Origin of the sequence: Cyanobium sp. Lug-B, assembly GCF_024345635.1 — a bacterium.
In the GTDB taxonomy this organism is placed as follows: Bacteria; Cyanobacteriota; Cyanobacteriia; order PCC-6307; family Cyanobiaceae; genus Cyanobium; species Cyanobium minutissimum.
This window is the reverse complement of sequence record NZ_JAGQBM010000027.1, coordinates 12,766-35,082: the sequence shown is the minus strand read 5'-3', so window position 1 is coordinate 35,082 and position 22,317 is coordinate 12,766. Positions and strand designations below refer to the sequence as shown.

The following is a 22,317-nucleotide window of genomic DNA, read 5'->3' as shown; positions in this document are numbered from 1 at the left end:
GGTGCCGGTGCGGGCGCGGCTGGGGTGGGGGCCGCCGCAGCTGGAGCGGGTGCTGGTGCGGCCGATGCAGGGCTGGGTGCAGCCGCGGCAGGGGCCGGGGCTGCTGCCTTGGCCGCCGCGATCTCCGCTTCGGTTTCCACGATCAGGCCGATCGTTTCGCCCACCGGCGCGGTGCTGCCCGCCTCCATCAGCACGGCGGCCAGGAAGCCCTCCTGGAAGGCCTCCACATCCATGTCCGCCTTGTCGGACTCGACCACGAGCACCGACTCGCCCCGCTCGACCCGCTCACCGGGTTTCTTGAGCCACTCCACTATCTTGCCCTCCGTCATGGTGGAGCTGAGGGCCGGCATGAAGATTTCGTGGGTGGCCAACGGGGGACTGCCTCTGTGATGGGGGGGATTTTAGGCGGCGGAAGGATCAGCCCCCCTCGATCGCCTCGATCACCCCATCCCTCACGAGCACCGACACCTGCAGCTTCTGCACCAGGTTGTCGCCCACCTGGACGTCACAGAAGCTCTCGATCTGCCCCTGCTCCACCACCTGCTCCATCTCCAGTTCCCGCACCTGGCGCTGCTGTTCCAGCACCTGGCGTTTCTGCTCCTCGAACTCGGCGCGCTTGGCCGCCACCTGCTGCTGCACCGAACCCACCTGCTCCTGCACCCGGGGATCGAGGGGGTTGATGCTCTGACGGCGGATCTCGTCGATCAGCCGCTGCCCCTCCTGCTCCAGCTGGGCCAGCTGCTGGTCAAAGTTGGTGAGTGCATTGCTGAGCTCCCGCTCGGCATCCTCCTTCCAGCGCGGTGTCACCACGGCACGCACCGTGATCGATCGCTTGATGTTGAGGCTGGTGCCGTCGGCCATGGGACTGCAGGTGCAGGGCTCAGGCTGTCAGGCGACGGGGGGTCCGGTCAACCGTGGGATCCGCTCTCGCCATAGAGGGCGGCGATGGCGGCGCGGTCCCGGTCGGCGATCCGATCGCGGCGCTGCTTGAGGGTCTGGGTAAGCAGGCCGTTGTCAATGCTGAAGGGCTCCACCAGGGCGACGCCGCCCAGCCGCTCGTCGGCCCGGGAGCCCGGCCGGGCCGCCAGCAGGCGGTTGCACTCACGGCAGAGCGCCCGCAGCAGGGCCGGATCGGCGGCGGCGGGGGCCTCCTCCGGGCCGGGACAGGGTAGCTTCGCCTCGGCCGCGAACGCCTGCAGCGCCTCCGCTTTCGGCACCACCAGGGCCCCGAGCTGCTTGCGGTCCTGGCCCACCAGCATCACCTGCTCCACCAGCGGCGAGGCCACCAGGGCCTCCTCCAGGGGGCCGGGCTCGATGTTCTCGCCACTGCTGAGCACAATCGTGTCCTTGGCCCGGCCGGTCAGCACCAGGGTGCCGTCGGCCAGCAGCAGGCCCAGGTCACCGGTGTCGAACCAGCCCTCGCCATCCAGCACCTTCGCCGTGGCCTCGGGCTTGTTGTGGTACCCCCCCATCACCTGGGGCCCCCTGGCCAGCACCAGCCCCCGCTCCCCCACCGGCAGCGGAGCCCTGGTGGCGGGATCCACCACCTTCAGGGCGGTGTCCGGAAGGGGCTGGCCGGCGCTGCCGCGGCGGTTGCTCCAGGGCCGGCGGCAGGCGAGCACCGGGCTGGTCTCGGTGAGGCCGTAGCCCACCAGCAGCTCGATGCCGACGGCTTCGAAGAACCCATCCACATGGATGGCCAGGGCCCCGCCGCCGCTGATGGCGGTGCGCAGCCGCCCCCCCACCAGCTGGCCGCGCACCTTCGGCCAGAGCAGGGCGCTGGCCGTCCCGTGCAGCGGCCAGAGCAGCAGGGCGCCGGCGGCGGCCACAAGCCGGTCGGCGGCCCCGACCGGCTTCAGGGTGAGATCCAGGGCCGTCCGCCGCCGCCGGTGGAAGGCCCGGCTGACGGCGAGGGCGCGGCGCAGCAGGCGCTGGCGGGAGGCGGGCATGGCGGCCAGGGCGTCCTCGAAGCCGGAGAGCAGGGCCTCCCACAGCCGCGGCACGCTGATCAGGTACTGGGGCCGGACCTTCTGCAGATCGGAGCGCAGCTGCTTGAGGGTGGTGTAGGTCTGGCGGCAGCCACAGCTGAGCAGGAAGTACTCGGCGGTGCGCTCGTAGGCATGCCAGATCGGCAGCACCGACAGCACGTGGTCGCCAGGGCTGGGTGCCACCGCCACCCCCAGGGTGCCCAGCTGGTGCAGGACGTTCGCGTGGCTGAGGGGCACCCCCTTGGGCTGGCCCGTGGTGCCGGAGGTGTACAGGAGCGTGGCCAGGCGCCCGGGCCCGCCCGTGGGGACGGGCGGCAGGGGGCTGGCGGCGCCGCGCTGCAGCAGCGCGTCCCAGGTGAGGCAGGGCAGCGGCAGGGGCACGGCCGGGGCCTCCCCCTCCAGCAGCACGACGAAGCGCAGCCGCCGCAGGGCCGGCCCGTCGAGGGCCAGCCGTTCCAGCAGGGCGGCCGACTCCAGCACCGCCCCCACCGCGCCGGCGTCTTCAAGGATGTAGCGCAGCTCTTCGGCCGGGGCCGCGCTGCCGCGCACCGCATCGGCCGCCCCGGCCCGCATCAGCCCCTGGTCGGCCACCAGCCAGCGGGGACCGTTCTCCGCGAACAGGGCCACCACGTCGCCGGCCCCCACCCCCAGATCGGCGAAGGCCGCCGCCGCCCGGTCGATGGCCTGGCGCAGTTCGCCGTAGCGCAGCGTCTCCGGATGGCGGCTGTGGGGGGCCTCCAGCGCCACCTGGGGGCCGTACAAGCGCTCCAGTTCCGGCCAGAGGCCCTCCAGTCCCTCGAGCTGGCTCCAGTCGCGGCGGGCGGCGAGGGCACGGCGGTCCTGGGCGCTGCCGCCCCAGTGGATCTCGGCTCTGGCGTTCATGGGCGGCCGGCACGCATAACAGAAGGTCAGGATTCTCCCAGTCCCGACCCGTCTCCCCCCTCCCCCAGGCCAGCCAGTCCCTCCTGTGGCCCCGGCGGCCGCAGGGCCACGCCGAAGCGGCGGGCGAAGGCCGCCAGCAGCAGCGGCGCCACCTGGTCGGAGGTGAGGGCGGGCCGCCAGTCCACCAGCCGTCCCACCGGCCGGCCGGCGAGCCCGCAGGGCACGATCGCCCCGAAGCCCTCCAGGGGGCAGTCGACGTTCAGGGCCAGACCGTGCTGGCTGATCCAGCGCCGGGCGCCGACACCGATCGCCGCCAGCTTGCGGCCCTCGAGCCAGACCCCGGTGAGGCCCTCGAGGCGCTCCCCCTCCAGCCCCAGCTCCTGCAGCACGGCCAGCACCACGTCCTCCAGGGCCCGCAGATAGAGGTGCAGGTCGCCGCCATGGCGCTGCAGGTCGAGCACCGGGTAGAGCACCAACTGGCCAGGCAGATGGTGGGTCACCTCGCCACCGCGGTCGATGCGGTGCAGCGGCAGGGGCGGGTGGGCCGGATCGAAGCCGAGGTGCTCCAGGCTGGCCCCCCGGCCCAGGGTGTAGCAGGGGGTGTGCTGCAGCAGCAGCAGGGCGTCGGGCGCGGCGGGATCGTCGAGCCGGCGCCGCTGCAGGCGGCGCTGCCACTCCCAGGCCAGGGGGAAGGGCACCGGGGAGCGGGCTTCAAAAAGAATTGCGGGAGTGTTGGGGGCCATGCAGCGGCGTTCCTAGCTTGAGGTTGTCCCAGAGCCAGAATTCCTCTGGAGGCAGGCACCCGAATGAAACTGCTGATCCACGGCCGCAATCTCGACGTCACACCGGCGATCAGGGAGTACACCGAAACCAAGCTCAATCGCGCCATCAGCCATTTCGATGGCATCGTCAAGGAAGCCGACGTGCATCTGTCGGTGGCCCGCAATCCCCGTGTGCCGCAGCAGACGGCGGAAGTCACGGTCTTCGCCAACGGGGTGGTGATCCGGGCCCAGGAACGCAGCGAGAACCTCTACGCCAGCATCGACATGGTGGCCACCAAGCTGAGCCGGCAGCTGACCCGCTACAAGGACCGGCTGCAGGAGCGCAGCCAGGGTCCGGTGCACCGTTCCGCCGCCGCCGAGGAAGCCGGAGCCGCCACCCTGCCCAACCCCGGGGGCTCCCTCACCGATGGCCTCGAGCCCGCCGTCCCCCATCGCGGCGTGCGCCGCAAGTACTTCGCCATGCCGGCGATGGACCTGGAGGAGGCCCTGCATCAGCTGGATCTGATCGACCACGACTTCTACATGTTCCGCGACGCGGGCACGGGCCAGATCCAGGTGGTCTACCGCCGCAACCATGGCGGATTCGGCGTCATCCAGGCCCGTGACACCTGAGCGGGAGACCGACCGGCCCGACCTCGCCCCCCTGATCGACCACGCCCTGCTGGATCCCCACCGGGGCCGGGAGGCCATCCTGCGCTGCTGCGATGAGGCCCGCCACTTCGGCTTCGCCGGGGTGTGTCTGGCCTCCCGCTGGCTGCCCGTGGCCCGCGAGCGGCTGCCGGTCGACGGAACGGTGAAGCTGGTCGCCGTGGTGGGGTTCCCCTTCGGGGCCATCCCCGCGGCGATCAAGCGGGCCGAGGCGGAGTGGGCCGCCGCCGCCGGGGCCGACGAACTCGACGTTGTCCCCGATTTCGGCGCCCTGGCCGATGGCGACGGCACCGCCGTGCTCGACGATCTGGCGGCCATCACCGACCTGGGCCTGCCGGTCAAGGTGATCCTGGAGATGGGCCGCCTCGACCCGGAGGCCCTGGAGCTGCTGGTGGAGATCAGCATCGATGCCGGGGTGCGCCACCTCAAGAGCGGCAGCGGCTTCGGCCCGCCGGTGACCCCCGAGCAGGTGGGCCGGCTGGTGGCCCTGGCCCGGGGCCGGGCGGCGGTGAAGGCCGCCGGTGGCATCGCCGATCTCGACCAGGCGCTGGCCCTGGTGGCGGCCGGTGCCGGCCGGCTGGGCACGAGCCGGGGCGTGGCCCTGATGCAGGCGCTGCGCGCCGGTGCCTGAACAGCACCTGGAGGGTCTGGCCCTCACCTGCCGCCCCCTGGGGGAACACGACCGGCTGCTCACCCTGTTGAGCGAGGCCGAGGGGCTGACACGGCTGGCGGTGCCGGGGGCGCGCCGGCCGAAGAGCAGCCTGGCGGCGGCGGTGCCCCTGGCCCATCTGATGCTGCAGGTGGGGGGTCGCGGCGGCCTGCGGCGGGTGCGCCAGCTGCGGGTGCTGCGCAACTACAGCGGCCTGGCCCAGCGCCTGGAGACCCTGGCCGCCGCCCAGGCGCTGGCTGAGCTCTGCCTGAAGCTGGTGCCCGGTGAGACGCCCGCCCCAGGGGTGCTCGCCGACCTGCTGCTCCAGCTCGGGCGCCTGGAGGCCGTGGTGACGGAGCGGGCCGGGCGGGTGGAGGCCCTGGCGGTGGCGGTGCAGGGGAGCATCCACCTGCTGGCCCTGGGGGGCTTCGCCCTGCCCCTGCAGCACTGCGTCCGCAGCGGGGCGCCCCTCGTGCCGCCGATCGGCGACTGGTCATGGCGCTGCAGCCTGCTGCCCAGCGAGGGACTGGCGATCGGGGCGATCCCGGGCGCCCGGGTGATGCTCAACCCTTCCGAGCTGGCCCTGCTGCAGCGGCTGACGCGTCCCGCCCCACCCCGAAGCCGGGACGGCCAGCTGATGGGACCGGAGGCGGTGTGGCTGCACCTGCTCGACCTGGTGGAGGCCTGGTGCGGCGAGCATCTCGGTCAGCGACCACGAGCCTTCAGACTGCTGCGGACCGCCTGCGACCCGATGCCCTCCCATCCGTCCGAGCCAGCATGAGCCCGAGCGGCAATACCGAGAGGGGGCTGGCCGCCGTCCTGGCCCTGCCGGGGTTCCGGCGCCTCTGGATCGGCCAGGTGTTCTCCCAGCTGGCGGACAAGTTCTACATCGTGCTGATGGTGTTCCTGATCGCCCAGTACTGGGTGACGGACACGCCGCAGAACAATGCGGCCCTGGCCGAGGCGGCCGCCGCCTTCCGGATGGGCTTCGAGACCCGGGCCCAGATGATCACCCTGCTGGCCACCGGCATCTATGTCGCCAACACCGTGCCGGCGATGCTGCTGGGGACGGTGGCGGGGGTGTGGGCCGACCGCTGGCCGAAGCGCACCGTGATGGTGGCCTCCAACGGCCTGCGGGCCGCCCTGGTGATGCTGGCCCCCCTGTGCCTGCTGCCGGGGCCGATGTGGCTGGGGTTGAGCTGGGGCTACTGGGCCCTGGTGGCCATGACGTTCTTTGAGTCGGTGCTCACCCAGTTTTTCGCCCCGGCGGAGCAGGCGGCCATTCCCCTTCTTGTCAGCACCCCCCAGCTGCTGGCGGCCAACTCCGTGTACCAGGCCACCAGCATGGCGGCCACGATCGTCGGGTTCGCCCTCGGCGACCCGATCCTGCGCCTGCTGCGCGCCCTGCTGGCCCAGGTGGGGATTCCGGGGGGGGAGTTCGTGCTGCTGCCGCTCTGCTACGGCGCCGCGGCCGTGGCCATCGCCGGGATCGAGATTCCCGAACCGCCGCGGGTGCCGCGCTCCATCTCCGTCTGGGAGGAGATCGGCGAGGGGGTGCAGGTGCTGCGGGAGCGGCCCAATGTGCGCAGCGCCATGATCCAGCTGGTGCTGCTCTATAGCCTGCTGGCGGCCCTGTACGTGCTGGCGATCAGCCTGGCGGCCGCCATCGGCGGGCTCGGTCCCACCCGCTTCGGTGTGCTGCTGGCGATGAGCGGGCTGGGGCTGGCGGTGGGAGCCCTGGCCATGGCCCAGCTGGGCGAACGCTTCAGCCGCCGCGGGCTGGCCAGTGCCGGGCTCGGGACCATCGCCTGGTGCCTGGTGCTGCTGGGGCAGCTGCGCGGCAACCTGGTGTTCACCCTGCTGCTCTGCGGCCTGCTGGGGGTGGGCGCCGCCCTGCTGGCGATCCCCGCCCAGACGACCATCCAGGAGGACACCCCGGAGAGCCAGCGCGGCCGGGTGTTCGGGCTCCAGAACAACCTGATCAACATCGCCCTCAGCCTGCCCCTGGTGCTGGCGGGCACCGTGGTGAGCCGCTACGGACTGCTGCCGGTGCTCTGGGGCCTGGCGGCCATCGCCGCGGTCGCCGCCCTGAGTGAGCGGCCCTGGCGCCGCAGCTGAGCGCCCGCCCAACGCTGCTACATTCCGCTGTTGCGTGGGGCCATACAGGTGATGCACATTGCCTGGCTGGGCAAGAAATCTCCGTTCTGCGGCAACGTCACCTACGGCCTTAGCACCACTGAAGCCCTGCGGCAGCGCGGCCACGCGGTGAGCTTCATCCACTTCGACACGCCCACCCCTTCCCTGGGGCGGCCGGAGGCAGGGGGCGGCGAGCTGGATCCGCCGGGGGGGCCCGAGGCCAACCCCGAGGTGGCCCTGCCCTACCTGGTGAAGTCGCAGGTGTACACGATCCCCTCCCCCGGGGCCCAGCGGGAGCTGCGGGAGTCCCTGGAGCGGCTGCGGCCCGATCTGGTGCACGCCAGCCTCACCCTCTCCCCCCTCGACTTCCGCCTGCCCGACCTCTGCCAGCAGCTGGGTCTGCCCCTGGTCGCCACCTTCCATCCCCCCTTCGACGCCGGGCTGCGCAACCTCACCGCCGGCACCCAGCAGCTCACCTACCAGCTCTACGCCCCCTCCCTGGCGAAGTTCGACCGGGTGATCGTGTTCTCCGAGCTGCAGGCGGAGGTGCTCGTGCGCCTGGGGGTGCGGCGGGAACGGCTGGCGGTGATCCCCAACGGGGTCGACACCGACACCTGGGCCCCGGCCGCCCCGGGCCGCGAACCCGATCTGGCCCAGCTGCGGCTCCAGGTGGGCGGCCGCCGCGTCTTCCTCTACATGGGGCGGGTGGCCACCGAGAAGAACGTCGAGGCCCTGCTGAAGGCCTGGCGGCTGGTGCGCCCCCAGGGCTGCGTGCTGGTGATCGTGGGGGACGGGCCGCTGCGCTCGTCCCTGCAGAGCGGCAGCGAAGCCGATGTGATCTGGTGGGGCTACGAGGCCAGCCGCGCCCGCCGGGTGGCGCTGCTGCAGCTCGCTGAGGTGTTCCTGCTGCCGTCCCTGGTGGAGGGGCTCTCCCTGGCCCTGCTGGAGGCCATGGCCTGCGGCACCGCCTGCGTGGCCACCGATGCCGGTGCCGATGGCGAGGTGCTGGAGGGAGGAGCGGGGATCGTGATCAGCACCCAGGGCGTCACCACCCAGCTGCGCACCCTGCTGCCGGTGCTGCGGGACCAGCCCGTGCTCACGGCCGAGCTGGGGCGCCGGGCCCGCCAGAGGGCCCTGGAGCGTTACACCCTCACCGGCAACATCGACGCCCTGGAGCGGCTCTACGGCGAGCTGTGCCCGCAGCCGGTGGCGGTCTGACCGGTCGCTCCGGCCCCGCCCCGGCGCTGCCGATCGGCACGGATCGCGTCAAGATGAGCCCAGGATCCAGGTGCGATGAACTCCCCCCTTCCCCTCCAGGGACGCTCGGTCCAGCAGGCGATCGTCCCCATCGCCACCCAGGTCATGGGTGGTTCCGATGGGGCCCTCACCGCTCGGCCCACCGTCTCGATCGTCGACGATGACCCCCACATCCGGGCCATGGTGGCGGAGGAGCTGGCGGACTCCGGCTGCGAGGTGGTGGCGCTGACCAACGGCCAGGGCCTCGCGACGCGGCTGGCCGAGGGGGGGATCGATCTTGTCTTCCTCGACGTGCAGATGCCCGACTGTGACGGCATCGAATGCCTGCGGGACCTGCGCAGCCAGGGGTGCACCGTGCCGGTGGTCATCTTCACCTCCCTGAACGACCCCGAGCGGCGCCGCCAGGCCCAGGCGGCCGGAGCCGACGACTACGTGCTCAAGCACGAACTGCTCGACAGGCTGCCCGACCTGCTGGAACGGCTCCTGCCCAGGGGGAGCGAGAACCGCCACCTGTGACGACGCATCCACCGATGGCCCCCCCGACCGGGGCCCCTCCCCGTGGCTGGCGTCACCGACTGTTCGGGAGTCTGCTGGGCCAGCTCCGGCTGGCGGCCTTCACCTCCGTCTTCCTCGGGTTCAGTGCCGCCTCCGCCTTCACCCTGCTGATCAACCGGGACTGTCTGCTGCATCACCAGCACCATGGTCAGCGGCTGGGGGCGGGCTCCCTGGCCGACGCCCTCGACCGGCTCGTCGCCGATCCGTCCGTCGCCCACGCCGACCTGCTGCGCGTGGAGCTGGAGCGCCGCAGTGACCGGGAGCGCTTCTTCTGGGTGCAGCACGAGGATGGCTCCCTGCTGCTGCCCGGGCAAGGGACCGGCGAACTGCTGGCCCTTCCCGGCGTGGTCGGCCAGGCGATGGCGGCCCACAGCGGCGCCTGGTCGGTCCGGTCCTTCGCGCCCCTGCTGATCGGCACGGACCGCCGCCTGGTCAAGGATCCGGAGGGCAACAGCTTTCTCACCTACACCCTGCACCGTTCCTCCGGAGGCAGCCAGCTCTGGGTCGCCGAAGACATCAGCAACAACGTGGCCAGCCTGCGCAGCATGCTGCTGGGGCTGGCGGTGGTGTGGATCCTGAGCCTGGTGCTCACCCTGGTGGCGATTTCCGTGCTCACCCGCCGCCTGCTCCAGCCGCTGCGGGATCTCCATCGCATGGCCGCCGGCGTCACCAGCGAAAGCCTGGCCAGCAGCCACCTCAAGCTCGAGCAGGCGCCCCTGGAGGTGGAGGAGCTCGCCCAGTCCTTCAATGGCCTGCTCGACCGGCTGGCCCTGGCCTGGAGCCAGCAGCGGCACTTCGTGGGGCTCGTCTCCCATGAGCTGCGCAACCCCCTGATGATCATCGGCGGCTACCTGCGCCGCTTGCAGCGGCGCGGCCAGAATCTGGACCCCGAGCAGATGCGCGCCCTCGCCACCACCGAGGCCGAGACCCACCGCATCACCCGCATGCTCAATGACCTGCTGGATCTCTCCCGCAGTGAGTCGGGCCAGCTGCAGATGGTGCTGGCCCCGGTGGCCGTCGACGAGGTGCTGACCACCGCCTGCGACCTCGCCCGCAGCCAGCTGTCACGCCCGCTGCTGCTCACCCTTCCCGAGGAGGCCGCCGAGGGGCCGGTCCGGGCGGTGGCCGAGACCGATCGCCTCCAGCAGGTGCTGCTCAACCTGATCGAGAACGCCGACAAGTACTCGGCGCCGGGTCGGCCGATCAGCCTCGAACTGACGCGGAACGACGCCGAGCTGTGCATCACCGTCCGGGATCAGGGCATCGGCATCCCCCCGGAGGACATCCCCAAGGTGTTCGATCGCTTCCACCGCGGCCGCAACGCCATCGAGCACGAACGGGGCTCGGGTCTTGGGCTGTCGGTGGTGAAGCTGCTGGTGGAGGCCATGGGGGGCTCCATCGACGTCGACAGCGAGATCGGGGTGGGGAGCCGCTTCCACATCCACCTGCCGGCGGCCCCGTAACCGCAGCTCAGTAGCGCTCCGGCCGGGGGTCCTGCCAATCGGGGGCGAACCCCTTCCGACGCAGCATGGCCACGGAGTCCTCCAGGCGGCGGCGATCAAGGCGCCACAACCGGTAGACCCCGGCGCGCTCCAGTTCGCTGGCGCCGAGATGGCGCCAGAAGGGGGCACCGGCGGTGGTCCGATCGATCACCACCAGCACCGTGGGCTGCTCCTCCGGTCGGCTGGGCCGCTGGCCCACCCGGCGTTCCCGGCGCAGCCGGTCCGCCAGGTTGATCGGACCCTCCACGCCGATGCCCTCGTAGATCACCACCCGCCGGCTGTAGTAGTGCAGGGAGGGCTTGAGCACGCCCACCATCGCCACCGGCTCCCCCGGACGGCCCTCGCGCTGCAGGGCCGCCGCCATGCGGCGCACGGGCTCACCCCGCAGGCGATCACCCACGCTCCACAGCGGCAGCAGGGCCGCAGGCACGAACAGCACCAGGGGCAGCTGCAGGGCCAGCAGGCGCAGGGGCGGGCGGCGGCGCCGGGTGATCCAGCCCAGCAGGGCGGCCAGCAACCAGCAGGCGGCCACCACCGGCACCAGCGGGCTGTCCCGCAGCTCCGAGGCCAGCGTGGGCATCTCCGGATCCTGGATCAGCGGCAGCCAGAGGGGCGCCACCAGGAACACCAGACCCAGGCCACTCACCAGCAGCAGACAGAGGCCCCAGGCCCAGCGCTCCCAGGGGCGACCGCCCGCACCGGACCAGCCCGTCTGGGCCGCCAGGGCGATCAGCAGGGCCGCAGCGGGGGTGGCGGGCAGCCAGTAGCTCGGCAGCTTGGTGGCGGCGGCGGTGAAGAACAGCAGCACCGCCAGCAGCCAGCAGGCGGCGAAGCGGGCCAGGGAGGCGGCGGGGGGCTGGGGCCAGGTGGGACACCAGGAGCGCCGCAGCGGTCCGATCGCCCGGGCCAGGCCGGCCAGCAGCAGCGGTGAGACGGGCAGGCTCGCCACCAGCATCACCGGCACGAAGAACCACCACGGCTGCAGGTGCCGGTTCACCACTTCGGTGAACCGCTGGATGTTGTGGTATCCGAAGAAGCTGTCCCAGAAGGGCCGGCCCTCGCTGTACAGGGCCAGCAGATACCAGGGAGCCGCCACCAGGGCGGTGAGCGCCAGGCCCCGGAGCGGCCGCAGCCGCCGCCACAGCCCGGCGATGTCGGCCTGGAGCCAGCCGAACAGCAGCAGGGTGAGGCCCAGGAGCACCACCGCCACCGGCCCCTTGGCCAGCACGGCCAGCCCGAGCACGGGCCAGGGCAGCCACCAGCGCCGGCCGGGATCGGCATAGGCCTGCCAGCAGAGCAGCAGCGCCAGGGCCACCAGGCCGCTGAACAGGGAATCGCTCACCGCCGTGCGCCCCCAGGCGAGCGCCAGGGGCGAGAGGCCGAAGGCGAGGGCGGCGGTGAGGGCCGTCAGCCCCGGACGCTCCGGCCTCGGTGGGCCGGCGGCGGTAGGGGCGGGGGCAGCCCGGAACGGGGGCTGGGGCCAGCGCAGCAGGGTGTCCGCCAGGGCCAGCATCACGCCGATGGCGGCCAGGGCGGAGGGGAAACGGGCGGCCCAGGTCCCGAGGGGGTTCCACTGCTCCTGGCCGGGCAGGGCGTAGACGAGCCCCATCAGCCAGTAGACCAGCGGCGGCTTGTCGTAGCGGGGCAGGCCGTTGACCCGGGGGATCAGCCAGTCGCCCGTCTCCGCCATCGCCCGCGCCGAAGCCGCGAACAGCGGCGGCGTCTCATCCACCAGGCCGGTGCTGCCCAGCTGCCAGGCGAACAGCGCCAGCCCCAGCAGCAGGGTGAGCAGCAGCAGCCGGCGGCGCTGGCGGCGGGACAGGGCGGTCAAACCGGCTGGGCGAATCGGAGGGAACCTATCGCTCCCCAGCCGCTCCCTCCTGTGTCGCCGCACCGGCCATCAGCCGATCCACGAGCTCCAGATGCCGGGGCAGACAGACCCGGCCCAGGTCGAACCGCTCCACCACCGTCCGGCGGGCCTCCCGCCGCAGCCCGGTGTGGCCTTCGGGGCCTGCCAGCACCGCCGCCAGCCGCTCGGCCAGGGCCCGGTGGTCGAAGAAGTCCACCAGCAGCCCGTTGCGGCCGTCCTCGATCACGTCCTGCACCGGGGCCGTGGCCGAGCCGATCACCAGGGCCCCGCAGCTCATCGCCTCCAGCAGGCTCCAGCTGAGCACGAAGGGAACGGTGAGATAGACGTGGCAGGCCGTGACCCGGAACAGCTCATGCAGCACCGGGTGGGGCACGCGACCGACGAAGTGGACGCGGCGCCGATCGAGGCTGTCGCCCAGCTCCGCCAGCATCGCCTCCTTCCAGCTGCCGCCGCCGGGGGGGGCGGCGCCGTAGCTCACCCCATCGCCGCCGACGATCACCACATGGGCCCTCGGCCTGAGCCGCTGCAGCAGGGGCAGCATGCGCATGAAGGTGTGGAAGCCCCGGTAGGGCTCCAGATTCCTGGCCACGAAGCTCACCACCTCATCGCCGGGGGCGAAGCTCAGCCCGGCGCGCTGCAGCTGCAGGCAGGCGGGACCCTGGGGGGCGATCGCCGCCGTGTCGATGCCCTCGTGGATCACGCTCAGCCGCTGGCGATAGGGCTCCGGCACGGTGCTGGCCTGCCAGGGGGTGGGGGCGACTCCCCAGTCCAGATCCTGGAGAGCCAGGAGCTGGGGGGCCCGTCGCAGGCGCAGGCGGGCGCGGGGGCGCCAATCGGCGTCGGTGAACTCCGGGTCGAATCCCACATCGCCCCCCTGCAGCTGGTAGATGAACTCCACCTGGTGCAGGACCGGGACGGCCGGCAGCAGGTCCTTCACCACCAGCAGTTCCCCCCAGCCCGGATGGCCGACCACCAGATCGGGCCGCAGGCCGTCGTCCAGCAGCGACTCCAGGCAACGGGCCACCGCTTCGCCCCGCAGGATCTTGGTCTGGAAATCGGCTGCCCAGGGGTGGCAGGGCGGCACCCCCCCGGGCGGCAGGGGGTCGTAGCGGTGCAATGGAATGGCGGGCAGGGGCTGGCTGGTGGGACCGCCGATGGCCACCACCCGGTCGCCGCGGGCCTGCAGGGCCGGCGCCAGGTGCCGGTACTGGCCGGGAAAGTTCTGATGGACGAATAGGACGGTGCGGCTCATGGCGGCACCGGCTCGGTCCGCCCGCCCACCTGCCAGAGCCGGCCGCGTTGGTTGATGAGCAGCACCGAGAGCAGGGCCAGCGCCGCCCCCAGCCACTGCAGCGGGCCCAGCCGCTCGTCCAGCAGCAGCACGCCGCAGAGCACCGCGAACACCGGCGTCAGGAAGGTGAGGGCGGTGAAGCCGGTGAGGTCGCCGCTGCTGGCGAACCAGAAGAACAGGCCATAGGCCAGGGCACTGCCCAGCAGGGCGGCGTAAGCCATCAGGCCCCACTCCAGCGGGCTCCAGTGGGGCCAGAAGCTCACCGTTGCCGGGTGGAGCAGCGCCTCGCCGCCGGCCACCAGCACCAGGGGCACCCCGCCCAGGAGCATGTGCCAGCCGGTGACGGCGACCGGATCGCTGCGGCGGGTGGCGTAGCGGCAGAGAACCGTGCCCACCGCCATCGCCGCCGCCGCCCCCAGCATCCAGGCCTCGCCGTGGCTCCAGGCCTGCCCCTGCAGGGCCGGCGGCCCCTGCAGCCACCAGTGGCGCAGCACCTCCCCGGGCAGTCCCAGGCAGAGGATGCCCAGCAGGCCGATCAGCAGGCCCAGCCAGCCCACCGGGTTGATCGCCTCACCGAACAGGGTGCGGGCCAGCAGGGCCACCAGCAGGGGCTGGGAATCGATCAGCACCGAGCCCAGGCCCGCCCCGGTCTCGCCCAGCCCCCGGGCCAGGAGCCCCTGGAACAGGCTGCCGTCCACGGCGGCGAACAGCAGCAGCCAGGGCCAGTCCACGGGATCGACCCGCCAGGACCGCCCCAGCAGGCGGGCCGCCAGCAGCAGCACCAGCCCGGCCGGCAGCAGCCGCAGGCTGGCCAGCATGGCCGGCGAGGCCCCCAGCAGCAGCGGCTTCATCGCCGCCATCGCCGTGCCCCAGAGGGCGAAGGGCAGGAGCATCAACACCCAGCGCAGGGTCCGGGGCATGGGGCGGGCGTCCTGGGGCGGCGGTGGAGGTACGGGGGGCGGCGGGCAGGCCCCTCCGGGCCTTCTTTTTAAGATCCAGCCACCGCGCATCTCCACAATGCCCTGGCCCTGGTGCCGCAAGTCCCGACGAACCCTGGCGCGCATCGCCATCGAGGGGCCGATCGCCGGGGGCACCCGCGTCCGGGTGCTGAAGGCCATCGAACAGGTGCAGCAGCGGGAGTGCCCCGCCCTGCTGCTGCGCATCGACAGTCCCGGCGGCACCGTCGGTGACAGCCAGGAGATCCATGCGGCGCTGATGCGCCTGCGGGAGAAGGGCTGCCGGGTGGTGGCCAGCTTCGGCAACATCTCCGCCTCCGGCGGCGTCTATGTGGGGGTGGCGGCGGAGAAGATCGTCGCCAACCCCGGCACCATCACCGGCTCCATCGGCGTGATCCTGCGCGGCAATGATCTCTCCAGGCTGTTGAAGCGGATCGGCATCCGCTTCGAAACCGTCAAGAGCGGGCTTTACAAGGACATCCTTTCCCCCGACCGCGCCCTCTCCGAGGCGGAACGGCAACTGCTGCAGGAGCTGATCGACGCCAGCTACGGCCAGTTCGTGGCGGCGGTGGCCGCAGGCCGGGGCCTGGAGCCGGAGGTGGTGCGCAGCTTCGCCGACGGGCGGGTGTTCAGTGGCGCCCAGGCCCTGGAACTCGGCCTGGTGGATGTGCTGGGGGACGAAGAGAGTGCCCGCCGCCTGGCGGCGGAGCTGGCCGGGCTGGATCCGGAGAAGACCCGCACGGTCAGCTTCGGCAAACCGCCCCGGAAGCTGCTGGGGCTGCTGCCGGGGAGCACACTGCTGCAGCAGCTCTCCCACTCCCTGAGCCTGGAGCTGGCCTGGAGCGGCCAGCCCCTCTGGCTCCATCGCCCCTGACGTCATGAAGCCTGGTCTTGAGCTGAGGGCCCTGCGGGGGGCCACCACCGCCAGCGCCAACACCGGCGATGCGATCGCGGAGGCCGTGGCGGAACTGATCGAGGAGCTGCTGCAGCGCAACGACCTGGCAGGGGACCGGGTGCTCTCGGTGACCTTCTCCGTGACGGCCGATCTGGACGCCTGCTTCCCCGCCGCCATCGCCCGCCGCCGGGCCGACTGGGGCCGGGTCGCCCTGCTGGATTGCCAGCAGATGGCGGTGGCCGGAGACCTGCCCCGCTGCATCCGGCTGCTGGCCCACGCCTGGCTCGAGGCCGGCCGGGAGGAGGTCCACCCCTATCTGCGGGAGGCGGCACGGCTGCGGCCCGACCGGGCCGATGCGGGCCAGCCTTCGGCCCCAGCCAGCTCCCCCGCCGACCACTGAAGGCGCGGCAGACGCACAGGCGTGTTGAGACTTTCAGCATGAAGTTCCCCCCAGCCATGCCTTCCTTCCCGCGCGAGCGGTCCCAGCCCCTGACCCTGATCGGCCGCCTGGGCACCGCCGGCCTCGGCGCGCTGGCGGTCGCCGGCGCCACCCTCCTCTCCCCGCTCGCCCCCGCCCCGTCCCTGGCCCAGGGCACCCCCGGGCTGATGGAGTTCCGCTGGGAGAACAACAGGGACTACCGCAAGCTCTATTTCTTCACCACCGACACCACCCGTATGCAGCGGGCGGAGTACTACCTGATGCTGCGGCCGAAGGATCGCAAGACGGCGATCCTCAAGTTGAGCATCAGCGTTCCCAGCCACTTCGACAGCAAGATCGATCCCAAGCAGGTCAAGCTTTGCCGGATGAGTGAGGGCGGCATGCTCAAGAGAACCCGCTGCCTGGAAACGATTCCCGCCACGATCGAGGTGTCGGAGAACGGCCGATCGATCGAAATCTTTCCGGAAACGCCTGTCTCCGACAAGGACACGATCGGTGTCTACATGAACGTGTTCAACCCGTTCAACGCCGGCATGTATCAGTTCAACGCCCTGGCCCAGGCCCCCGGGGACATCCCGGTCTCGGGCTACCTGGGCAGCTGGCTGATCCAGATCGTGCCCAACAACACCAACTGATAGGGTGGCCGACTGAGCCGAAAGCAGCATGACCAAGCGCACACTGGAAGGAACGAGCCGCAAGCGCAAGCGCGTGTCCGGCTTCCGGGTGCGGATGCGCACCCACACGGGCCGTCGCGTGATCCGCACCCGCCGCCGCCGCGGCCGGGCCCGCCTGGCGGTCTGAGGCCGGCCAGGAAGGTCCGTGGCCCTGCCACAGCAGCACCGGCTGAAGGGCCGAAGGGTCTTCGATCGTCTGTACCGCCAGGGACGTCGTTACCAGGGACCTGGGCTCCTGCTCAGGGTCCTGGTGGCCGATCCTTCCCTGCTGCCCCCCCGAACGCCCACCGGAAAGCCCCGCGGCGGGACCCCCGGTACAACCCCCACCGCCAGCCCCTGGCGTTGCGGCATCGTGGTCAGCAGCAAGGTGAGCAAGCTGGCGGTGCGCCGCAATCGCCTGCGACGCCTTTTCCACGACCACCTGCGGCGCCACCCGCCCACCCCGGATCAGCCGCTCTGGCTGCTGATCACCCTCAAACCCGGCTGCCTCGAGCGCAGCGACGACCAGCTGCTGGGAGAATGCGGTCAACTGCTGCGCCAGGCAGGATTGCTCCTTGACCCCGGAGGACAGGGTGGAGAACAAACTCGAGATCAATGAGACGGTCTTCTACGAGGGCGGTCCCGCCAGGGGCGATCTGATCGTCAACCTGCTGTTCGGCCTCACCCTGATCGGCATTCCCTTCGCCGTGGGGGCCATCGTCCGGGCCCTGTGGCTGCGCTTCCGCATCACCAGCCGGCGCATCAGCGTCAGCGGCGGCTGGCTCGGCCGCGACCGCACCCAGGTGGTCTACAGCCAGATCCGCGAGGTGCGCTCGGTGCCGCGGGGCTTCGGCGCCTGGGGCGACATGGTGGTGGTGCTGAACGACGGCGCCAAGCTCGAAATGCGGGCCGTGCCGCGCTTCCGGGAGCTCGAGGCCTTCATCGAAGAGCAGCGCGAGAGCCGCGGCAAGGCCGCCGCCCGCACCTCAGGAGCCACCGGTGCTGCCGGCTTCGCGCCCCCGGTCCGTGAAAGCGCCTGACCACCGGACCCCCATCCGGTCTCCCCGGTCGGGCACACTGGCAGCCGAGATTCCCCACCCCAGCGCACCCCTGCCGTGATCGGCTACATCTCCGACAACCTGCTGCTCCCGATCCTTGATTTCTTCTACGGATTGGTTCCGAGCTATGGGCTCGCGATCGTGGCCCTCACCGTGGTCATCCGCCTGGCCCTGTTTCCGCTGAGCGCCGGCTCGATCCGCAGCGCCCGGCGTATGCGCATCGCCCAGCCGGTGATGCAGCAGCGCCAGGCGGAGATCAAGGCCAAGTACGCCAACAACCCCCAGAAGCAGCAGGAAGAGCTGGGCAGCCTGATGAAGGAGTTCGGCAGCCCCCTTTCGGGCTGTCTGCCGCTGCTGGTGCAGATGCCGATCCTGTTCGCCCTTTTTGCCACCCTGCGGGGGTCACCCTTCGCCGACGTCCCCTACGCGATCAACCTCAAGGTGCTTCCGGCCGAGGAGATCGCCGCGGTGGAGGCCAAGCCTTTCAACAGCGCCAGCCACTCCATCTTCATCAGCGAGACCGAGCACGTGCCGGTGGTCGCCAGCCTCGAGGGCGGCACCAAGCTCGGCGTCGGCGCCACGGCTCAGGTGGAGCTGCACGCCAAGGACGGCACCAGCTTCGCCTCCCTGCTGGGCACCGTGGAGCACGGCGACAGCTTCACCCCGAGCTGGGTGGTGACCAAGGGGGAGAGCGTGGTGCAGGTGGATGATCAGGGCCGGATCACCGCCCTGGCCCCCGGCGATGCCACCGTCGAGGCCCGCATTCCCGGTCTGGCGGCCCGCAGCGGTTTCCTGTTCATCAAGGCCCTGGGCCAGGTGGGCTTCTACACCGATGGCGCCGTCAACTGGGACATCGCCATCCTGGTGGGGGCCTTCGGCGCCACCCTGTTCGCCTCCCAGCTGCTCTCCGGCATGGGCATGCCAGCCAACCCCCAGCAGGCCACCGCCAACAAGATCACCCCGGTGATGATCACGGCCATGTTCCTGTTCTTCCCGCTGCCGGCGGGGGTGCTGCTCTACATGGTGGTGGCGAACGTGTTCCAGGGCGTCCAGACCTTCCTGCTCACCCGTGAGGCCCTGCCCGACAACCTGCAGGCGATCCTCGACAAGCAGCTCGCCCAGCAGCCGGCCACCGCCACGGCCGGTGGCGGCAGCGGTGGCGGCCGCCTCCCCTTCGAGCCCAAGACCAAGAAATGACCCGGCTGCAGCCGCTGCCCCTGCAGGAGTTGCGGCTGCTGAGCGAGGGCCGCAGCTGGCCCGTCGACCAGCCAATCGCCGGCCTGGCCAGCCTCACCCCCGTGCGCGGCCGGGTGCGGGCCCTCCACCACGGCACGGTGCTGGAGGTGGAGGGCACGGCGGAGACGATCATCACCCTCTGCTGCGACCGCTGCCTGCAGACCTACAACCACGCCCTGGGCGCCAAGGCCCGGGAGCTGCTGGAGATCGCCGTCTCCGGCCCCGATGAGGAGGAGGAGGTGCTGTTCGCCGCCGAGGATCCAGTGGAGCGCCTCGATCCCGGCGGCAACTTCGATCCGGAGCGCTGGCTGTTCGAGCAGCTCAGCCTGCAGCTGCCCCTGGTGAACCGCTGCGGGCCCGACTGCCCCGGCCCGCCGCTGCCCAGCGGCGACGCCAGCGGGGAAGGGGGCGGCGATCCCCGCTGGGCGGCCCTCCGCTCCCTGCGCTGAGCCATGGCCCACGACCTGGCCGACCAGCTGGATCTTCTGATCCGCTCCCGCACGCCGATCCTCTGGATCCGCAGCCTCGAGGAGGAGCGGGTGGAGGGGCTGCTGGAGCGGGCCGCCCAGCGCCTGGGGGGCCGCACCCTGCTCCGCTGGGACTTCATCGGCGGGCTGAGCGGGATCCCGAGCCTGGAGGGGCAGGCGGTGCGTCAGCCGATGGGGGCCCTCGGCGCCCTCGACGGGCTGCCGGCCGAGCAGGGGGCGATCCTGCTGCTGAAGGACTTCCACCGCTACGCCGATGATCCCGGCGTCTGCAGGCGCCTGCGCAACCTGGCCGCGGGCCTGCGGCAGGTGCCCCACACCCTGGTGATCAGCGCCCCGGAATGGCAACTGCCGCGGGAGCTGGAGGACAGCATCACCCTGCTGGAGCTGCCCCTGCCCGAGGCCGGGGAGATCGGCCGCCTGCTGCGGGCCATCGCCGAGGCCAGCGGCCAGCCGCTGGAGCCTGGGGTGCTCGAGCAGCTCACCGCCGCCTGCCACGGGCTGAGCGAGCAGCGGGTCCGCCAGCTGGCGGCCCGGGCCCTGGCCCGGCGGGGGCAGCTGGGCATCGAGGACCTGGCGGAGGTGCTGGAGGAGAAGCGCCAGGCCATCGCCCGCAGCGAACTGCTGGAGTACTGCCCTACCGAGGCCACCCCGGCCGACATCGGCGGGCTGGAGACCCTCAAGCACTGGCTGGAGCAGCGCCACCGGGCCTTCAGTGACGAGGCCCAGCGCTACGGCCTGCCCCTGCCCCGGGGGGTGCTGCTGATCGGCCCCCAGGGCACCGGCAAGTCGCTCACCGCCAAGGCGATCGCCCACAGCTGGGCCATGCCGCTGCTGCGCCTCGACGTGGGCCGCCTGTTCGCTGGCCTCGTGGGGGCCAGTGAGGCGCGCACCCGGGAAATGATCCAGCGGGCCGAGGCCATGGCCCCCTGCGTGCTCTGGATCGACGAGATCGACAAGGGCTTCGGCGGGGGCGATGGTCGCAGCGACGGCGGCACCAGCCAGCGGGTGCTGGCCAGCCTGCTCACCTGGATGGCGGAGAAGAGCAGCGCCGTGTTCGTGGTGGCCACCGCCAACGCCGTGGAGCGGCTGCCGGCGGAACTGCTGCGCAAGGGCCGCTTCGACGAGATCTTCCTGCTGGAACTGCCCGATGCGGAGGAACGCCGGGCGATCCTGGATCTGCAGCTGCGGCGGCGGCGGCCCCGGCACGCCATCCCCCTCGATGTGCTGGTGGACCGCACCGCCGATTTCTCCGGCGCCGAACTGGAGCAGACCGTGATCGAGGCCATGCACCTGGCCTTCGGAGAAGGTCGGGAGCTCGTCGAGGCCGATCTGATCGCGGCGGCCAGCCAGGTGGTGCCGCTGTCGCGCACGGCCCGGGAGCAGCTGGAGGCGCTGCGCAGCTGGGCCAGCAGCGGCCGGGCGCGGCCGGCCTCAGCCAGCGGCAGGGCTTCCTGAGGCGAATCGGCACGAAAGTGGAAGACATTCAAGGCATCGAAGCGACCCGATGTAACGGCTTCATGAAGAACAACCACGCCTGGTAACAGCTTCGCCGGGCCGGCAGTGACGAACGATTCATCGCCCGTAGCGTCAGCCCATCAACCGTGATGAAGCCGCCGTGACCCCGAGCCCCAGCCCCCGCTCCGGCAGCGAACTCACCTCCCAGCTCGCCGTGGCCAGCCTCGGTGCCGGCGTGATCACCACCCTGGCGGTGGCCCAAGGCCAGAGCCCCCTGACGGCCCTTGGCATCACCCTGTTCTCGGCCGTGGCGGCCGTGGTGGTGGGCCAGGTGATCGCCAGCAACTGATCCATCAGCCCTTGCCCGCCGCCAACGCCATCCCCCTGCGGGCCTTGATGCCCGCCCTGGCGAACAAGACCTATTTCAATTTCGGCGGCCAGGGGCCCCTGCCCTCCCCATCGCTGGGGGCGATCAGCGCGTCCTTCGCCACCATCCAGGAGCTGGGCCCCTTCAGCGACGACGTCTGGCCCTACGTGAACCGCACCGTTTCCGGGCTGCGCCAGCGGGTGGCGGCCTGGTTCGGGGTGGTCCCCGAGCGGGTGGCCTTCACCGAGAACGTCACCTCGGGGTGTGTGCTGCCCCTCTGGGGCCTGCCCTGGCAGGAGGGCGATGAACTGCTCGTCGGCGATGCCGAGCACTACGGCGTGGTGGCCGCCCTGGAGGAGCTGGCCCGGCGCCACCGGCTGCGCATCACCTCCCTGGCGGTGGCCGACCTTGACGGGGACGTTGACGCCACGGCAGCGGCGGTGGGCGAGCGGCTGGAGGCCGCCCTCACCCCCCGCACCCGGCTGGTGGTGCTCTCCCACCTGCTCTGGAACACCGGCCAGACGATGCCGATCGCGGCGGTGGCGGCCCGGCTGGCCGGCCATCCCCGCCACCCCTGGCTGCTGGTGGATGCGGCCCAGTCCCTGGGCAGCCTGCCGGTGGCCGAGGCGGCGGCCGCCGCCGACATCTATGCCTGCACCGGCCATAAGTGGTGCTGCGGACCGGAGGGGCTCGGTGCGGTGGCCCTCTCCGAACGTCTGCTGGCGGAGAGCAGCCCCACCCTCATCGGCTGGCGCACCCTGGAGCACGACGGCCCCGGTGCCGGCGGCTACCACCGCGACGCCCGCCGCTTCGAGGTGGCCACCTCCTGCACGCCCCTGTTCGCCGGGCTGGACTGCTCCCTGCAGCTGCTGGAGGCCGAAGGCGATGCCGACGGGAGGCTGGCGGCGATCCGACAGCGCAGCCGCCAGCTGTGGGAGGGCCTGCAGCGGATTGGCGGGGTCCGGACCCTGCTGGCGGTGCCCCCGCCGGCGGGGCTGGTGAGCTTCACCATGGCAGGGGGCTCAGGAGAGCCGCTCGATCCGGCCGCCGTCGTGAAGCGGCTGGGGGAGCGGGGGACCTGGCTGCGAACCCTGGAGTCCCCCCGCTGCGTGCGGGCCTGCACCCACCTGGTCAGCACCGCCGACGAGGTGGAGAGGCTGCTGGTTCAGCTGGCCGAGGGCTGAACGGCGGCCCTACGGAAGTTCAGTCC

At 71.9% G+C, this 22,317-nt stretch carries 25 protein-coding genes; 18 read left to right on the top strand and 7 right to left on the bottom strand.

Annotation, left to right across the window (positions count from 1 at the left end):
- The 4 genes from KBY81_RS08590 to lipB all read right to left on the bottom strand — a co-directional run.
- Positions 1–371, bottom strand: a 371-nt coding sequence (locus KBY81_RS08590; protein WP_315858499.1) for a biotin/lipoyl-containing protein, incomplete at its 3' end; no start/stop codon positions are given.
- 46 nt (positions 372–417) lie between these two features.
- Entirely contained in the window at positions 418–861 is a 444-nt protein-coding gene (locus tag KBY81_RS08585) for a YlqD family protein (RefSeq protein ID WP_015108919.1), read from the bottom strand.
- A 47-nt stretch (positions 862–908) separates the two neighbouring features.
- Entirely contained in the window at positions 909–2,870 is a 1,962-nt protein-coding gene (locus tag KBY81_RS08580; protein WP_254976244.1) for an AMP-binding protein, read from the bottom strand.
- 26 nt (positions 2,871–2,896) lie between these two features.
- Positions 2,897–3,613: a lipoyl(octanoyl) transferase LipB gene (lipB, locus tag KBY81_RS08575; protein ID WP_106220629.1), complete on the bottom strand. Its 717-nt coding sequence runs from the start codon at positions 3,611–3,613 to the stop codon at positions 2,897–2,899.
- A 63-nt stretch (positions 3,614–3,676) separates the two neighbouring features.
- On the opposite strand from lipB, the gene hpf reads away from it, so the two are divergent.
- The 7 genes from hpf to KBY81_RS08540 all read left to right on the top strand — a co-directional run bounded on the left by hpf (position 3,677) and on the right by KBY81_RS08540 (position 10,360).
- The gene (gene hpf, locus KBY81_RS08570; protein WP_106220628.1) at positions 3,677–4,264 is read left to right on the top strand and encodes a ribosome hibernation-promoting factor, HPF/YfiA family; all 588 of its coding nucleotides are present in this window, start codon (positions 3,677–3,679) and stop codon (positions 4,262–4,264) included.
- Positions 4,227–4,931: a deoxyribose-phosphate aldolase gene (gene deoC, locus KBY81_RS08565; RefSeq protein ID WP_106220627.1), complete on the top strand. Its 705-nt coding sequence runs from the start codon at positions 4,227–4,229 to the stop codon at positions 4,929–4,931. The genes hpf and deoC overlap by 38 nt, the downstream gene beginning before the upstream one ends.
- Positions 4,924–5,730 (top strand): DNA repair protein RecO, encoded by an 807-nt coding sequence (gene recO, locus KBY81_RS08560; protein ID WP_254976243.1) that lies wholly within the window; start codon positions 4,924–4,926, stop codon positions 5,728–5,730. The genes deoC and recO overlap by 8 nt, the downstream gene beginning before the upstream one ends.
- Positions 5,727–7,067, top strand: coding sequence for an MFS transporter (locus tag KBY81_RS08555; protein ID WP_254976242.1), 1,341 nt, complete (start codon positions 5,727–5,729; stop codon positions 7,065–7,067). The genes recO and KBY81_RS08555 overlap by 4 nt, the downstream gene beginning before the upstream one ends.
- 48 nt (positions 7,068–7,115) lie before the next feature.
- Positions 7,116–8,303: a glycosyltransferase family 4 protein gene (locus tag KBY81_RS08550; protein WP_106220624.1), complete on the top strand. Its 1,188-nt coding sequence runs from the start codon at positions 7,116–7,118 to the stop codon at positions 8,301–8,303.
- 75 nt (positions 8,304–8,378) lie between these two features.
- Positions 8,379–8,858: a response regulator transcription factor gene (locus KBY81_RS08545; protein ID WP_106220623.1), complete on the top strand. Its 480-nt coding sequence runs from the start codon at positions 8,379–8,381 to the stop codon at positions 8,856–8,858.
- A gap of 14 nt (positions 8,859–8,872) precedes the next feature.
- Positions 8,873–10,360 carry a cell wall metabolism sensor histidine kinase WalK gene (locus tag KBY81_RS08540; RefSeq protein WP_106220622.1) on the top strand — a complete coding sequence of 496 codons (1,488 nt, stop codon included), beginning with the start codon at positions 8,873–8,875 and terminating at the stop codon, positions 10,358–10,360.
- Positions 10,361–10,367: 7 nt separating this feature from the next.
- On the opposite strand, the gene KBY81_RS08535 is transcribed toward KBY81_RS08540, so the two are convergent.
- The 3 genes from KBY81_RS08535 to KBY81_RS08525 are packed head-to-tail and all read right to left on the bottom strand — an operon-like array spanning position 10,368 to position 14,480.
- Positions 10,368–12,230, bottom strand: a complete 1,863-nt coding sequence (locus KBY81_RS08535; protein ID WP_254976241.1) for a glycosyltransferase family 39 protein — start codon at positions 12,228–12,230, stop codon at positions 10,368–10,370.
- A gap of 25 nt (positions 12,231–12,255) precedes the next feature.
- Positions 12,256–13,521 carry a glycosyltransferase gene (locus KBY81_RS08530; RefSeq protein ID WP_254976240.1) on the bottom strand — a complete coding sequence of 422 codons (1,266 nt, stop codon included), beginning with the start codon at positions 13,519–13,521 and terminating at the stop codon, positions 12,256–12,258.
- Positions 13,518–14,480, bottom strand: a complete 963-nt coding sequence (locus tag KBY81_RS08525) for a DMT family transporter (protein WP_254976239.1) — start codon at positions 14,478–14,480, stop codon at positions 13,518–13,520. The genes KBY81_RS08530 and KBY81_RS08525 overlap by 4 nt, the downstream gene beginning before the upstream one ends.
- A gap of 97 nt (positions 14,481–14,577) precedes the next feature.
- Here KBY81_RS08525 and sppA point away from each other — a divergent pair, with 97 nt between their 5' ends.
- The 11 genes from sppA (at position 14,578) to KBY81_RS08470 (ending at position 22,291) form a co-directional block, all read left to right on the top strand.
- Positions 14,578–15,390 carry a signal peptide peptidase SppA gene (gene sppA / locus KBY81_RS08520; RefSeq protein WP_254976238.1) on the top strand — a complete coding sequence of 271 codons (813 nt, stop codon included), beginning with the start codon at positions 14,578–14,580 and terminating at the stop codon, positions 15,388–15,390.
- A gap of 4 nt (positions 15,391–15,394) precedes the next feature.
- Positions 15,395–15,811 carry a chorismate mutase gene (gene aroH / locus KBY81_RS08515; RefSeq protein ID WP_106220617.1) on the top strand — a complete coding sequence of 139 codons (417 nt, stop codon included), beginning with the start codon at positions 15,395–15,397 and terminating at the stop codon, positions 15,809–15,811.
- 56 nt (positions 15,812–15,867) lie between these two features.
- Positions 15,868–16,485, top strand: a complete 618-nt coding sequence (locus tag KBY81_RS08510; protein ID WP_106220750.1) for a DUF2808 domain-containing protein — start codon at positions 15,868–15,870, stop codon at positions 16,483–16,485.
- Between the two features lie 28 nt (positions 16,486–16,513).
- Positions 16,514–16,651 carry a 50S ribosomal protein L34 gene (gene rpmH, locus KBY81_RS08505; RefSeq protein WP_015108935.1) on the top strand — a complete coding sequence of 46 codons (138 nt, stop codon included), beginning with the start codon at positions 16,514–16,516 and terminating at the stop codon, positions 16,649–16,651.
- 18 nt (positions 16,652–16,669) lie between these two features.
- Positions 16,670–17,122 (top strand): ribonuclease P protein component, encoded by a 453-nt coding sequence (gene rnpA, locus KBY81_RS08500; protein ID WP_254976237.1) that lies wholly within the window; start codon positions 16,670–16,672, stop codon positions 17,120–17,122.
- Entirely contained in the window at positions 17,079–17,543 is a 465-nt protein-coding gene (locus KBY81_RS08495) for a PH domain-containing protein (RefSeq protein ID WP_181280072.1), read from the top strand. Before rnpA ends, KBY81_RS08495 begins: the two co-directional genes overlap by 44 nt.
- A gap of 75 nt (positions 17,544–17,618) precedes the next feature.
- Complete coding sequence (yidC, locus tag KBY81_RS08490) at positions 17,619–18,758, top strand: membrane protein insertase YidC (protein WP_106220615.1); 1,140 nt, start codon at positions 17,619–17,621, stop codon at positions 18,756–18,758.
- On the top strand, positions 18,755–19,246 hold the full coding sequence (locus KBY81_RS08485) for a DUF177 domain-containing protein (RefSeq protein ID WP_106220614.1): 492 nt from the start codon (positions 18,755–18,757) through the stop codon (positions 19,244–19,246). The genes yidC and KBY81_RS08485 overlap by 4 nt, the downstream gene beginning before the upstream one ends.
- 3 nt (positions 19,247–19,249) lie before the next feature.
- The gene (locus tag KBY81_RS08480) at positions 19,250–20,740 is read left to right on the top strand and encodes an AAA family ATPase (RefSeq protein WP_106220613.1); all 1,491 of its coding nucleotides are present in this window, start codon (positions 19,250–19,252) and stop codon (positions 20,738–20,740) included.
- 160 nt (positions 20,741–20,900) lie between these two features.
- The gene (locus tag KBY81_RS08475) at positions 20,901–21,089 is read left to right on the top strand and encodes a hypothetical protein (protein WP_015108941.1); all 189 of its coding nucleotides are present in this window, start codon (positions 20,901–20,903) and stop codon (positions 21,087–21,089) included.
- Positions 21,090–21,136: 47 nt separating this feature from the next.
- On the top strand, positions 21,137–22,291 hold the full coding sequence (locus KBY81_RS08470) for an aminotransferase class V-fold PLP-dependent enzyme (protein WP_254976247.1): 1,155 nt from the start codon (positions 21,137–21,139) through the stop codon (positions 22,289–22,291).
- Positions 22,292–22,317 lie beyond the last annotated feature (26 nt).

What these genes read in the sequence shown, in the direction of transcription:
- deoC (WP_106220627.1), top strand. Translation starts at nt 4,227, where the DNA reads ATGGCGGATTCGGCGTCATCCAGGCCCGTGACACCTGAGCGGGAGACC.
- KBY81_RS08555 (WP_254976242.1), top strand. Translation starts at nt 5,727, where the DNA reads ATGAGCCCGAGCGGCAATACCGAGAGGGGGCTGGCCGCCGTCCTGGCC.
- KBY81_RS08580 (WP_254976244.1), bottom strand. Translation starts at nt 2,870, where the DNA reads ATGAACGCCAGAGCCGAGATCCACTGGGGCGGCAGCGCCCAGGACCGC.
- KBY81_RS08470 (WP_254976247.1), top strand. Translation starts at nt 21,137, where the DNA reads ATGCCCGCCCTGGCGAACAAGACCTATTTCAATTTCGGCGGCCAGGGG.
- lipB (WP_106220629.1), bottom strand. Translation starts at nt 3,613, where the DNA reads ATGGCCCCCAACACTCCCGCAATTCTTTTTGAAGCCCGCTCCCCGGTG.
- KBY81_RS08480 (WP_106220613.1), top strand. Translation starts at nt 19,250, where the DNA reads ATGGCCCACGACCTGGCCGACCAGCTGGATCTTCTGATCCGCTCCCGC.
- aroH (WP_106220617.1), top strand. Translation starts at nt 15,395, where the DNA reads ATGAAGCCTGGTCTTGAGCTGAGGGCCCTGCGGGGGGCCACCACCGCC.
- KBY81_RS08540 (WP_106220622.1), top strand. Translation starts at nt 8,873, where the DNA reads ATGGCCCCCCCGACCGGGGCCCCTCCCCGTGGCTGGCGTCACCGACTG.
- KBY81_RS08585 (WP_015108919.1), bottom strand. Translation starts at nt 861, where the DNA reads ATGGCCGACGGCACCAGCCTCAACATCAAGCGATCGATCACGGTGCGT.
- KBY81_RS08510 (WP_106220750.1), top strand. Translation starts at nt 15,868, where the DNA reads ATGCCTTCCTTCCCGCGCGAGCGGTCCCAGCCCCTGACCCTGATCGGC.
- KBY81_RS08530 (WP_254976240.1), bottom strand. Translation starts at nt 13,521, where the DNA reads ATGAGCCGCACCGTCCTATTCGTCCATCAGAACTTTCCCGGCCAGTAC.
- KBY81_RS08545 (WP_106220623.1), top strand. Translation starts at nt 8,379, where the DNA reads ATGAACTCCCCCCTTCCCCTCCAGGGACGCTCGGTCCAGCAGGCGATC.
- hpf (WP_106220628.1), top strand. Translation starts at nt 3,677, where the DNA reads ATGAAACTGCTGATCCACGGCCGCAATCTCGACGTCACACCGGCGATC.
- KBY81_RS08485 (WP_106220614.1), top strand. Translation starts at nt 18,755, where the DNA reads ATGACCCGGCTGCAGCCGCTGCCCCTGCAGGAGTTGCGGCTGCTGAGC.
- KBY81_RS08525 (WP_254976239.1), bottom strand. Translation starts at nt 14,480, where the DNA reads ATGCCCCGGACCCTGCGCTGGGTGTTGATGCTCCTGCCCTTCGCCCTC.
- rpmH (WP_015108935.1), top strand. Translation starts at nt 16,514, where the DNA reads ATGACCAAGCGCACACTGGAAGGAACGAGCCGCAAGCGCAAGCGCGTG.
- sppA (WP_254976238.1), top strand. Translation starts at nt 14,578, where the DNA reads ATGCCCTGGCCCTGGTGCCGCAAGTCCCGACGAACCCTGGCGCGCATC.